Source organism: Ruegeria sp. AA6, from assembly GCF_056542865.1.
In genome coordinates this window covers 291,313-303,512 of sequence record NZ_JBQGAN010000002.1, presented here as the reverse complement: position 1 = coordinate 303,512, position 12,200 = coordinate 291,313, and the positions used below count along the sequence as shown (strand labels likewise).

Below are 12,200 nucleotides of genomic sequence, written 5' to 3'. Positions count from 1 at the left end.
GACCTTGATAGACGCGCCCCTGCGCGGCGGCAAGCAAAGCACACGCGCAATCTGAGGCTTTCGCGCACCACTTTGACCTAAACTGTAACCTTCAGACCCTAAACCGGGAAAACAAAGCACCGGTCACGTCGAACGGTCAGCCACATGACCCGCCCCGGATTGGGCACAAAAACATTCGGCACCGTCGCTTTAAGGATCGAGCCATCGTGGTCCATTCGAAACTCGACCAAGCTTTCGTTGCCAAGAAAACGCGCGCGCTCAACCACGCCACGGGCCGCGACCCCATCGGTGGCCGTCGGCAGCGGCCCCTTGCCATTGCGGTCAAAGTCCAACCGAACATGCTGAGGCCGAAAGACAATCTCAACGTCCGTACCGTTTGGAACACCTGGCGCCAAGAACTGTCCAAATGGGGTTTCCGCCAAAGCGCCATTAACCTGCGCATGCAACACATTGACATCACTGAAAAATGCCACCGCCGCCTTGTCCGCCGGTCGGGTATAAACGTTATACGGCGCACCCTGCTGAACGATCTTGCCCCGGCGCATCAAAGCGATCTCATCGGCCATGCGCATGGCCTCTTCGGGCTCATGCGTTACCAGAACGACAGCGGCATCTTCTTCCTTCAGGATCGCCAGCGTTTCATCCCGGATACCGTCGCGCAATCGGTTGTCCAGACCCGAGAACGGCTCGTCCATCAGCATGATCCGCGGACGCGGAGCCAACGCGCGCGCCAAGGCAACGCGCTGCTGCTCACCGCCGGACAAATGATGCGGAAACTTGTCGATGAAACGGATCAGGTCGACCTTGCGTAGCAACTCATCGACGCGCAGACGCTTTTCTTCCTTGTGCCCTTTCAGGCCGAAGGCAACGTTGTCAGCAACGCTCAGGTGGGGAAACAGGGCAAAGTCCTGAAACATCAGGCCAATCTCGCGGCGTTCTGGCGGCACCCTAAAAACCGTGTCGCAGATCAGCTTGCCGTCGACAAAAATCTCACCGGATTCCTGCATCTCAACCCCGGCGATCATGCGCAGGGTGGTCGACTTTCCGCAGCCGGACGGGCCCAGCAAACAGGTCACTTGCCCCGCTTGCACGGTCAGCGAGACATTGTCGACAACAACCCGCCCCTCATACCGGGCGATCAGATTACGGATTTCCAACCGAGGAGGAGTTGCGTCTACTGTCACCGATGGACCCCATTGCCTTTTCCCGATCAATTTCATCGGGCTTAGGCGGGGATAGCAACCCCGCCCGTCAGGCGCAAGGTATCAGCAGCAACCGCCCGGGGCAGCCTGACCCCCTGCTTCACCCGTGGCCTCGAACGGGCTTTCGCCGCCGCACCCCTCGAAAATGCCGTAGTGGGTCGAGAAATCGCCGATAAAGTCGAAATGCCGTGCAAAACGAGTGTCTTTCAACATCATCCAGGTGTTACCGCAAACCGGAAAGACCTTGCCCGCTTCAATCGCGTGGTGGTCGTCCAATTCAAACAGATGCGGCGCGTTGGGAATGGTTCCCTTGTAGATCACAGCCTGACCGTAATCTTCACAGGCCGGTTCCAGTTCCGACAGTTTGAACAGACGGTACGTGGCCGAGAGGAATTTCAGCGGCGCAACACGTCCCTCCAGTACCGGGTTTTCGATGGTTAGCGGGCGATGCGTGACCCGGCGCGGATCGCCAAATCCTGCTTTGCGCGAGATCGACAGGAAATCGTTCCAATACAACGCGCCCGAGAGGCATTCGCCGTACAAAACTTCGTCCTCAGCCATAGCCTGCGGCACGCGACGGTCAGCATAGACATCCGAGAAATACATCTCGCCGCCCTCTTTCAGCAGTCGATGTGCGCCACGCAAAACAGCCTCTTTATCCGTCGCAAGGTTGATCACGCAGTTTGAGACGATGATGTCAAAGGACCCTGGTTCCAGATCCAGTTCATCCAGCTTTTCGATATAGCCGTGGTGGAACTCCACATTGCTGGCGGCATAGCCAAACGCCTCAGCATGATAGTCCTGATGCGCACGGGCGACGTCCAACTGCTCGGGCGTCATATCGACGCCAACGACCCGGCCCTTTTCACCGACCATCGCCGACAGGGCATACACGTCACGACCCGCGCCACAGCCCAGATCAAGAATGCTCATGCCCTCCAAATCCAGTGGCGCGATCAGACCACAGCCATAGTAGCGGGTCAGAACTTCGTCATGCACTTTGGACAGAATGCGTTTCAGATGATCCGGCATGTCATCAGGTGTGCAGCACGCGTTGGTCTGCAAATCTGAACTGCTTTGCAGCACTTCACCATAGTAGTTCTGCACAGATTCATGCTTCATCGCGGCACTCCTTTTCCCTTGGGCTGGAAATGCAGCTAATGCAGCAACGTTGTCGGCGCAATGCTGTCGACGGAAATCTGACAAAAGCGTGAGAGACTACGCCAACAGATCGAAATCCACACCGGCGCGAACGCGTCCGTTCACCTGAATCTCCAACCGATGCAGACCCGGCACAAGTTTGAACGTGGTCGCATCGCCCTTGAGCTTGTGTTTTTTGGACAAGCTCAACGTCCCGCCGCGCAGCGCGGCCTGTTTCAGCTTATGAACCTTAGCTGAGGTTTTGCCGCCAGGGCGTTGAAAATGAATGATATAGTCAACCAATACGGGTTGATCATCCTGACCATGGAGGGTGACATCAAACTCAAGCGCCTCACCGATCCGGGCGTCGCCTCTGACCACTACAGTGGTCGCGATTTCAGCTTCTGGATCAAATCCCAGCATCTTCATCGCACCCGGATGCCCGGCCTTCACCAGCCCTCGCAGGGTATGAGAGGTCATCCAACGGATCTCATCCGCGTGCTGTTCCCCCGACGACGCCCAGTTCCGTAAGCGACCCAGCACCAGCTCTGGGTCTTTTTTGGTGATGTCGTTCAAGTGGTTCGCCACCGACCGCGTGACATAGCGCGTCGGATCACTGTGCAAACGATCCAGCAATGGTAACGGGTCAGACAGGTCCAACCCAACCGCCTGCCCCCAGGGCAAGCGCGGCCGCGTACCTTCGCTAACCAGACGGCGCACGTGATAACTGTCATGCGCGCACCATTGCTGCATACGCTCCAACACTTGATCAGGATAGCGATTGAGGAACGGGCGGATGGCCCATTCCATCGAGAACCTCTGTGTCAGTTCAGCCAACACATCCAAGGCCAGATCGGAATGATCTAGCCCAACCGACGCGACCCAATCACCCAAGGGCGCAAAGATGAAATCTCCGAAATCATCATCGGCCTTGTTCGGATCCAACGGCGGCGGCAGCGCACGCAGAAGGATCGGCGCAATGTCTGGCAACCCTCCCGGTAAGGCCGATTGCAGACATTCGGCTATCCAGGCCATCCGCTCTTTCAACTCAAGCTGCAACAGGCGCGACATGACCTGTGCCTCAAAGTCCCTTGCGTCAAAAGAAGGCTCAGCCGCAGCGAACAACCCGGCCAAGTACCGGGTCTTTTCGGCGTTGAAGAGTTGATCCTTTAGCGAAAATCCCTGTGACATGGTTACATCGTCATATTTCCGGCACCGCCATCCAACAGGATGTTCTGGCCGACAATGAAACCGGCGTGCTGCGAACACAGAAAGGCGCAGGCGGCGCCGAATTCCTGCCGCGTACCATAGCGACGCGCCGGGATTGTTTCACATCGCGCAGCGCGGGCTGCATCCAGCGAAATACCCTTCTGCTCTGACACATTGCTGTCCAGCGACAGGGCGCGATCCGTATCGTGAATACCTGGCAGCAAGTTATTGATGTTCACACCAAATTGCGCAACCTGCCGCGACGTGCCCGCCACATATCCGGTCAGACCAGTGCGCGCGGCATTCGACAGGCCCAAAGCGGCAATTGGCGCGCGCACGGATTGCGAGGTAATATTTACCACCCGGCCCCAGCCCTTGTCGATCATCCCAGGCAGCAGTGCCTTCATGAAAGCGATCGGCGTTAGCATGTTGGCGTCCAATGCTTTAATGAAATCCTCACGGTCCCAATCCGACCACAGACCGGGTGGCGGGCCACCGGCATTTGTCACAAGAATATCAACACCCTGCGCCACGTCGACCACCTGCGCCTGGCCTTCGAAAGAGGTCACATCACACGCTACCGCCTGAACCTCCACACCGTATTCTGACCGCAAACGGGCAGCCTCGGTCTCCAACGCGTCAGTCCCGCGTGCGTTCATCACCAGATCGACACCCGCTTCGGCCAGCGCCTCGGCGCAGCCCAGACCCAACCCCTTGCTGCTGGCGCAGACCAGAGCGCGTTTTCCCCGAATTCCCAGATCCATCCGATCTTCTCCATCTGTTGTCGCCCGCATGTCTAGCACCGGCCAGACGGAGAAGACCAGCAGTCAAACCCTTTAGTAGAAGAACTCTTCACGCACGATTTTTCCGTTTGCCACGTGATAGATACCTACCTCGCGCATATCAAAACTTTCTCCGGTTTCCTTTACCTTGCCCTGTACCTCGAAGATCACGGCAAAGCGGTCGTCTCCGTGGGGGAAAGGGTCACTGACGGACGCACCGGACACCTCGTGCGCCCCTTCCCACCATTCATGTTTACCTCGAATGGCTTCGATACCGTGCGTTTCGCGTCCCATGTCCATGAAATCCTGCGCCTCAACCGAAACAGCGTCCGGCGCATAGAGTTTTTTCAAGTTTTCCTTGGCGCGATCCTCGCGGCATCCGGCCACCAGTTCGTCGGCAATCTCTTTCAAATTCATTGATCTTCTCCATTATTTGTTCACTATATGTTCTTATTGCCATAGTCGTACGATTCGAACCAGCCCCTTTGTCTTGCCTCGGCAGGATTCCCCGCCTATACGCGCCTTCATGCTTGATACCTCGAACCAACCCACCTTGCCGCCCGAGATCGCCCGCCGCCGGACCTTCGCCATCATCTCGCACCCCGATGCGGGCAAGACGACGCTGACGGAAAAGTTCCTGTTGTACGGGGGTGCCATTCAGATGGCCGGTCAGGTGCGCGCCAAGGGTGAGGCGCGGCGCACGCGGTCGGACTTCATGCAGATGGAGAAGGATCGGGGCATTTCGGTCTCGGCATCCGCGATGTCGTTTGACTATGGGAACTTCCGGTTCAATCTGGTCGACACGCCCGGTCACTCGGACTTCTCCGAGGATACTTATCGCACGCTGACCGCCGTGGACGCGGCCGTAATGGTGATCGACGGCGCGAAAGGTGTAGAAAGCCAGACGCAGAAACTGTTCGAGGTTTGCCGCCTGCGCGACCTGCCGATCCTGACCTTCTGTAACAAGATGGACCGCGAAAGCCGTGATACGTTCGAGATCATCGACGAAATCCAAGAGATGCTGGCGATCGACGTCACCCCCGCCGCGTGGCCCATTGGCGTGGGACGCGATTTCATCGGCTGCTATGATATGCTGCGCGACCGGCTTGAGCTGATGGACCGGGCCGACCGAAACAAGGTGGCCGAGAGCATTCAGATCGACGGTCTGGACGACCCCAAGCTGGCCGAACACGTGCCCGAGCATCTGCTGGACAAGTTGTTGGAAGAGGTCGAGATGGCGCGCGAATTGCTGCCAGCACTCGACCCGCAAGCGGTGCTGGAGGGGCACATGACCCCGATCTGGTTCGGGTCAGCCATCAACTCGTTCGGAGTTAAAGAACTGATGGAGGGCATCGGTGCTTATGGCCCTCAGCCACAAGTTCAATCTGCCGAACCTCGCCAGATTGCACCCGATGAAAAGAAGGTCGCAGGCTTTGTTTTCAAGGTGCAGGCCAATATGGACCCCAAGCACCGCGACCGGGTGGCCTTTGTCCGTATGGCAAGCGGTCACTTCAAGCGCGGTATGAAGCTGACCCATGTGCGCTCGAAGAAACCGATGGCCATCTCGAACCCTGTGCTGTTCCTCGCATCCGACCGGGAACTGGCCGAAGAGGCGTGGGCTGGTGACATCATCGGTATCCCCAACCACGGCCAGCTACGCATTGGCGACACGCTGACCGAGGGTGAAGCGCTGCGCGTGACCGGCATTCCGTCGTTTGCGCCGGAACTGCTGCAAGGCGTCCGAGCGGGTGATCCGATGAAAGCCAAGCATCTGGAAAAAGCGCTGATGCAATTTGCCGAAGAAGGCGCGGCCAAGGTGTTCAAGCCCTCAATCGGCTCGGGCTTTATCGTCGGTGTCGTGGGTGCGCTGCAGTTTGAAGTGCTCGCCAGCCGGATTGAGATGGAATACGGCCTGCCCGTGCGGTTTGAGGCGTCTCAGTTCACCTCGGCCCGTTGGGTCAGCGGGGACAAGGCTGAGGTCGAGAAATTCGTCAACGCCAACAAGCAGCACATCGCCCATGACCATGACGGTGACATCGTGTACCTTACGCGCCTGCAATGGGACATCGACCGTGTCGTGCGCGACTATCCGGCGCTGAACCTGACGGCCACCAAGGAAATGATGACTTGATCGGCCCAAGAGCCGCATATGACAATTAGGGCTGCAAGCTGGGGTATCGTTTCGACGGTCCGGGGATCAGCCCCGGACATCCTGCGATTTGTGGCCTATCACCTCGATCTTGGGGTCGACCGGATGTACATCTTCCTGGACGAACCCAACCCCAAGGCATTCAGCGCACTAAAGCAGCACCCGAAAATCTCGGTTCGCATTTGCGATGATAAATTCTGGGCCTACCGCAAGCGCGCAAGGCCGGAAAAACACCAGACCCGCCAAACCGCAAACGCCACCTTTGCCTACCGTAAGGCCGACGAGGATTGGCTCGCCCATATCGACCTGGATGAATTTCTGTGGTCGGAACGGCCCATTGGACAGTTGCTGGCCGAGGTTCCCGGCGACATCCCCTGCGCCCGCGTCCGCCCGATCGAAGCGATGGCTGGCGCCGACGACTTATACAAGGCGTATATCCCGACAGGGGCAAACCGTGAGGGTATCATCCAGTCGGTTTATCCGAATTTCGGAGCGTTTGTACTGGCCGGTTTCTTTAGCCATGTACAAGGCAAGCTGTTCGTCCGCACCGGCCTGCCCAAAGTCAGCTTTCGTATCCATAACCTGTTTCAAAACGGTGAAATCGTTCCTAGCAAGGTTGAACTGCCCGGTGTCGACCTGTGCCATCGCCATGCCCTCGATTGGGATCATTGGATGTCTCTCTTCAGGTTCCGGCTTGAGCGGGGCTCGTATCAGCCCGGAATGTCCCCCAACGTCCCCCGTGACCGTGGGGGGATGAATATGAACGAGTTGCTCAGCTGGATCGAAGCGGAACAGGGCATGGACGGCCTGCGCGCCTTCTTTGATGAGATCAGCGGCGCAGATCCCCTAGTATACGCGCGTTTGGAGCAGCAAGGCTTGATCCGGCATCGTCCTTTGGACCTTGAGAGCAAACTAAGGAAACATTTTCCGGGAAGTATCTGAATTGTTGCGAAAAACCTGCACCCTTTGAATGCGTCGGACTCTTAAGGGGAGTTCATTTGACCCTGACCAACGATTTTGTTATGTCCCCCTCCAAGCCGAAATTACGCAATGCAGCGTATGGCCATCCGGGCCCGGCAAACCTTTGACGCGCGGGCCAGGTCTAATGTCCGCATGAACCGGACATACATGACAAAGTTTAACGAACTGAACCTGAACCCGAAGGTCCTCAAAGCCATTGAGGAAGCCGGATACGAAACCCCCACCCCGATCCAGGCAGGGGCCATCCCGCCCGCTCTTGAGGGTAAGGATGTACTGGGGATCGCCCAGACCGGCACCGGCAAAACTGCCAGCTTTACGCTGCCAATGATCACCCTGCTGGCGCGAGGCCGCGCGCGTGCGCGGATGCCGCGTTCGCTGGTCTTGTGTCCGACGCGGGAACTGGCTGCACAGGTGGCCGAGAATTTCGACACCTATACCAAACACCTGAAACTGACCAAAGCGCTGCTGATTGGCGGCGTCAGCTTCAAAGAACAAGAGGCACTGATCGATCGCGGTGTCGACGTTCTGATTGCTACTCCGGGTCGTCTTCTGGATCATTTCGAACGCGGAAAACTGCTGTTGACCGGCGTTCAGATCATGGTGGTGGACGAAGCCGACCGGATGCTGGATATGGGGTTCATCCCAGATATCGAGCGCATCTTCTCGCTGACGCCGTTTACGCGCCAGACCCTGTTCTTCTCGGCCACCATGGCGTCTGAAATTGAGCGCATCACCGATACGTTCCTGTCCGCTCCTGCCCGGATCGAGGTTGCCCGTCAAGCCACCGCCTCCGAGACCATCGAACAGGGCGTGGTCATGTTCAAAGGCGGACGCCGTGACCGTGAAGCCAGCAACAAACGCAAGGTTCTACGCGCGTTGATCGACGCCGAGGGTGACAAGTGCACCAACGCGATCATCTTCTGCAACCGTAAAACCGACGTGGATATCTGCGCGAAATCGCTGAAGAAATACGGCTATAACGCCGCTGCCATCCACGGCGATCTGGACCAGTCGCAGAGGATGAAAACACTGGACGGGTTCCGCGATGGCTCTCTGCGCCTGCTGGTCGCGTCGGACGTTGCTGCGCGTGGTTTGGACATTCCGTCGGTCAGCCATGTGTTCAACTTCGATGTTCCCGGCCATGCCGAGGATTACGTCCACCGCATCGGACGCACCGGTCGTGCCGGGCGTGAAGGAAAGGCCATCACGATCTGCGCGGGTCGCGATGAAAAGGCACTGGATGCCATCGAAAAGCTGATCCAGAAAGAAATCCCGCGGCTTGACAACCCCGTCAAAGAAGAACCCAAGGTCGAAAAACCGAAGCCTGAGAAAAAGGCGAAATCTTCCGAGACCAAAAAGAGTGACGAGCGCAAGGATCGGGAGCCCAGAGGTCGCAGCCGTGGGCGCAGGGACGAGAGCGGTCCCGCTGTTGTTGGCATGGGGGATCACCTGCCCAGCTTCATCGCCCTCAGCTTTGATGAGCGCCGCGCTGGCTAAATTGCCAACACCAGTGCCAGTATCGACACGCCAAGCAACATCATCCCGGCGATTTCACGCCGGGTGATGGTTTCACGAAAAAACAGGATCGAGGCGAACAGGCTGAGCAGCAGTTCCACCTGCCCCAGCGCCTTGACGTAAGCTGCGTTTTGCAGCGTGAAGGCAAAAAACCAGCAAAACGATCCGCACAGGCTGGTCAGTCCGACAAAAACACTGGTCCGACGTGTATTCCATACCGCCAGCAGCTCGGCACGGTCACGCCACAGCAGCCAAATCCCCATGCTGAGGAACTGAAACGTAACCACCACGGCCAGCGTCACCAGTGCGCGGAACCACGCGTCTATATCGCCCAGTTCCAGCGAAGCACCGCGATAACTGACCGAGGAAAACGCGAACAGAACCCCCGACCCCAGCCCCAAGTGTGATACTCGATTGGTTAGGTGTTTCCACCACGCCCCGTCCCCGCCCGGCGATTTCGACAGCAGCAAAACGGCCAGCAGGCCCAAAAGGATCGCCCCCAGCGCTCCGGGCGAAATTTGATCACCCAATACCAGAAAGCCAACGATGGCGGTCTGAATGACTTCGGTCTTTTTGAAGGTTATCCCCACCGCAAAGTTGCGCTGTTTAAACAAAGCAACCACACAGATGGTGGCCAGTATCTGCGAAGTCCCGCCAATCACTGCAAACAGCCAGAACCACCCCGTCAATGACGGCAGACTTAGCCCTGTCACCTGCAACGCCACGATCAGCCCCAGCAAAGCCAATGGCATGGAATAGGCAAAACGGGCAAAGGTTGCGCCTGCCGCGCTCAGCTTTATGGTGCTGAGCGACTTTTGCAGCATAAACCGCACCGTCTGGAACGAGGCGGCGGCGATGGTGACGGGTATCCATAAACTCATGGACACTCTTGTGTCGTCAAATCAACGCTTTGGCCAGAGAGGATGCGCCACCGGGTCTTTCGCGCGCCAGAAATACTGCCTGAACACATCGCCGTAAGAGCGATAAACATAGGCCTCATTTCTGGCCAGAAACTGATCCTTGCCAGCACGGTATAGGGCGGGCAACCGGTACCATGGCGCGCCGGGGTTCATGTGATGAACGACGTGCAGGTTGTTGTTCAAAAACAGAAAAGCCAAAGGCCCGCGATCCTCGATAATTACCGTACGCGCGTGGGCATTTTCATGCGCGCGGTGTTCCAGAAAGGTGCGGATTTTAACCAGCCCAAGACCGAAATATGCTGATAGCACATAGGCCCAGATCGGCATCGCAGACTGCGCGACCACCCACAGAACCACCGCTACACCCGGCAAATGCAACGCCCAGGCCAAAAGGATTTTTCTGTCACCGCGCAGAGCACCAATCAGTTCGCTACGCAAAAACATGAACTGACCTATTGCAGGACCTAACACGATCCGCCCGAGCAGCGTATTATTCGCGGCCAGCAACCGCCACTGCCACGCACTCAGCGCACCCCAAACCTTTGGGTCCAGATAATTCGATTCAGGGTCATCGTACGGGTCGGTCAGCGTTTCGTCGCGGTGATGGTCCAGATGTAGATCCCGGAACCTTTGGTACGGAATAAACAGCGTCAGTGGCAGCGCCATCAGCGCTTCATTCAGCCATCTAGCCTGAAACGGGTGACCATGAAGCGCCTCATGTGTCAGAGAAGAATGCAAAGCCGCCACGAACGCCATAGCCGGTATGGCCAACCAAAGCGGCAGCAGGAAAATCACGGCCAGCCAAGTTGCGTAACATGCCGATATCAGCGCGAGGGTGCCCCACTCGGGTGTCCTGCGCCTAGACATTGCGACCCCATGAGATACCTGCCCAGACACGCTCGTAAATTACGTACATCGTCAGTCCGATGGCTGTATTCACGATTGCCAGCGTCCCGCCGACAGCAGCAGACCCGGTGGCCACCAACCCCACCAACGTCATCACGCACAGGCCCATGACATTCCACAGCACCGCTTTCACGACAGATCTTCGTCGCGTTTCCATTCCGTCACCCATATTATTGTTATCTCATCAAGATTACGGGCCGCTGTACGCTTTTAAAATTCTGATTATGATTAACAAAACTCATCAAATGTGATATTTTCAAACACATGCAGGATAAAATAGACAAACGGGACCGCGCTGCGCAGTTCCGCGCACGTCTGGCCCGGGCCATGGAAGAAAGACACGTCAGTCAGAGCGCGCTGGCCCGACATATCGGCGTCGACCGCTCGACCGTGTCGCAACTTTTGACCGATGCAGGCGCACGCCTGCCGAATGCCCATGTTGTTGGCAGCTGTGCCTCGGCGTTGGGAGTGTCAGCGGACTGGTTGCTCAGCATCTCAGACCGGCCGGAAAGTGCGGCTGAATTGCTCGCCAGCTCTTTGACCATGACCGAGGCTCCTCGTGCGCTGGTCGATGAGCGAATCTTTGAGTGGCACCAGGAAGCCGCGGGTTATAAAATCCGTTATGTTCCAGCCACTTTGCCGGACATGTTAAAGACGCGCGCGGTGTTGGAGTGGGAATACGCCCCGCATCTGGGGCGCACTGCGGATCAGGCGATTGGAGCGTCAGCGGACCGTTTGACTTGGATGCGAAGTGCGCAATCCGACTATGAAATTGCCATGCCGATCTTCGAAATCGACAGTTTTGCTCTTGCGACTGGCTACTACGAGGGGCTGTGCCCCAAAATCAGGCTGGAACAGATCGACCACCTGTTGGAAATCTGCGAACAGCTTTATCCCCGCCTGCGCATTTACTTGTTCGATGCCAAACGTCTTTATTCCGCTCCGGTCACGATATTTGGGCCTTTGCTCTGCGTTTTCTACGCGGGCAGCCACTATATGGCCTTCCGCGACCGCGACCGGGTTGAGACGTTCACCCGCCATTTCGACCGCCTCGTACGCGAGGCTGACGTGACCGCCCGCGACTTTCCCCGGCGCCTGAGACAGCTGCGCGCAACGATCTCTGACAACTAAGTATGCACCGAAGGCTATCTTGTGTTATCGTCGGTCGGCGCGAAACTTCGGGTATTCCGATCTTTGACGGAGGACAACAGGAATGGACGCACTACAAACCGCTCAATACGCACGGGCTCTTTACACCGCTCATGGTGATCAGGCTGAGGCCGAAGCCGCACAGAAAATGCGCGAATGCGAGGCCGCGGGTAACGTTCAGGAAGCCAAGGACTGGCAAGCGGTTCGCCAGACCATCCGCCAGATTCGCGGACCAAATCAGGGCTGA

The 12,200-nt window shown here is 57.4% G+C and carries 13 protein-coding genes; 5 read left to right on the top strand and 8 right to left on the bottom strand.

From position 1 onward, the window contains the following. Positions 1–98: 98 nt before the first annotated feature. The 5 genes from ACR0LN_RS04505 to ACR0LN_RS04485 all read right to left on the bottom strand — a co-directional run bounded on the left by ACR0LN_RS04505 (position 99) and on the right by ACR0LN_RS04485 (position 4,750). Complete coding sequence (locus tag ACR0LN_RS04505; RefSeq protein ID WP_480428039.1) at positions 99–1,220, bottom strand: ABC transporter ATP-binding protein; 1,122 nt, start codon at positions 1,218–1,220, stop codon at positions 99–101. A 45-nt stretch (positions 1,221–1,265) separates the two neighbouring features. Then, positions 1,266–2,324 (bottom strand): methyltransferase domain-containing protein, encoded by a 1,059-nt coding sequence (locus ACR0LN_RS04500; RefSeq protein WP_480428038.1) that lies wholly within the window; start codon positions 2,322–2,324, stop codon positions 1,266–1,268. A gap of 96 nt (positions 2,325–2,420) precedes the next feature. Next, positions 2,421–3,533 (bottom strand): hypothetical protein, encoded by a 1,113-nt coding sequence (locus ACR0LN_RS04495; RefSeq protein WP_480428037.1) that lies wholly within the window; start codon positions 3,531–3,533, stop codon positions 2,421–2,423. A 2-nt stretch (positions 3,534–3,535) separates the two neighbouring features. Further along, complete coding sequence (locus ACR0LN_RS04490; protein WP_480428361.1) at positions 3,536–4,315, bottom strand: SDR family oxidoreductase; 780 nt, start codon at positions 4,313–4,315, stop codon at positions 3,536–3,538. A 72-nt stretch (positions 4,316–4,387) separates the two neighbouring features. Then, on the bottom strand, positions 4,388–4,750 hold the full coding sequence (locus tag ACR0LN_RS04485) for a nuclear transport factor 2 family protein (RefSeq protein WP_480428036.1): 363 nt from the start codon (positions 4,748–4,750) through the stop codon (positions 4,388–4,390). A 109-nt stretch (positions 4,751–4,859) separates the two neighbouring features. Here ACR0LN_RS04485 and ACR0LN_RS04480 point away from each other — a divergent pair, with 109 nt between their 5' ends. The 3 genes from ACR0LN_RS04480 (at position 4,860) to ACR0LN_RS04470 (ending at position 8,960) form a co-directional block, all read left to right on the top strand. Beyond that, positions 4,860–6,464: a peptide chain release factor 3 gene (locus tag ACR0LN_RS04480; protein ID WP_480428035.1), complete on the top strand. Its 1,605-nt coding sequence runs from the start codon at positions 4,860–4,862 to the stop codon at positions 6,462–6,464. An 18-nt stretch (positions 6,465–6,482) separates the two neighbouring features. Then, positions 6,483–7,424 carry a glycosyltransferase family 2 protein gene (locus ACR0LN_RS04475; RefSeq protein WP_480428034.1) on the top strand — a complete coding sequence of 314 codons (942 nt, stop codon included), beginning with the start codon at positions 6,483–6,485 and terminating at the stop codon, positions 7,422–7,424. Positions 7,425–7,610: 186 nt separating this feature from the next. Beyond that, entirely contained in the window at positions 7,611–8,960 is a 1,350-nt protein-coding gene (locus ACR0LN_RS04470) for a DEAD/DEAH box helicase (RefSeq protein ID WP_480428033.1), read from the top strand. On the opposite strand, the gene ACR0LN_RS04465 is transcribed toward ACR0LN_RS04470, so the two are convergent. Genes ACR0LN_RS04465 through ACR0LN_RS04455 form a run of 3 tightly spaced genes read right to left on the bottom strand, consistent with a single transcriptional unit; the run spans position 8,957 to position 10,961 of the window. After that, positions 8,957–9,859, bottom strand: a complete 903-nt coding sequence (locus ACR0LN_RS04465; protein WP_480428032.1) for an EamA family transporter — start codon at positions 9,857–9,859, stop codon at positions 8,957–8,959. The two genes, ACR0LN_RS04470 and ACR0LN_RS04465, sit on opposite strands and share 4 nt — an antisense overlap. 21 nt (positions 9,860–9,880) lie before the next feature. Beyond that, the gene (locus ACR0LN_RS04460; protein WP_480428031.1) at positions 9,881–10,765 is read right to left on the bottom strand and encodes a fatty acid desaturase; all 885 of its coding nucleotides are present in this window, start codon (positions 10,763–10,765) and stop codon (positions 9,881–9,883) included. Next, on the bottom strand, positions 10,758–10,961 hold the full coding sequence (locus ACR0LN_RS04455) for a DUF2061 domain-containing protein (protein ID WP_480428030.1): 204 nt from the start codon (positions 10,959–10,961) through the stop codon (positions 10,758–10,760). The genes ACR0LN_RS04460 and ACR0LN_RS04455 overlap by 8 nt, the downstream gene beginning before the upstream one ends. 107 nt (positions 10,962–11,068) lie before the next feature. Here ACR0LN_RS04455 and ACR0LN_RS04450 point away from each other — a divergent pair, with 107 nt between their 5' ends. Together ACR0LN_RS04450 and ACR0LN_RS04445 are read left to right on the top strand one after the other, a co-directional pair. Then, the gene (locus ACR0LN_RS04450) at positions 11,069–11,935 is read left to right on the top strand and encodes a helix-turn-helix domain-containing protein (protein ID WP_480428029.1); all 867 of its coding nucleotides are present in this window, start codon (positions 11,069–11,071) and stop codon (positions 11,933–11,935) included. 82 nt (positions 11,936–12,017) lie between these two features. Further along, positions 12,018–12,200 carry a hypothetical protein gene (locus ACR0LN_RS04445; protein WP_170489271.1) on the top strand — a complete coding sequence of 61 codons (183 nt, stop codon included), beginning with the start codon at positions 12,018–12,020 and terminating at the stop codon, positions 12,198–12,200.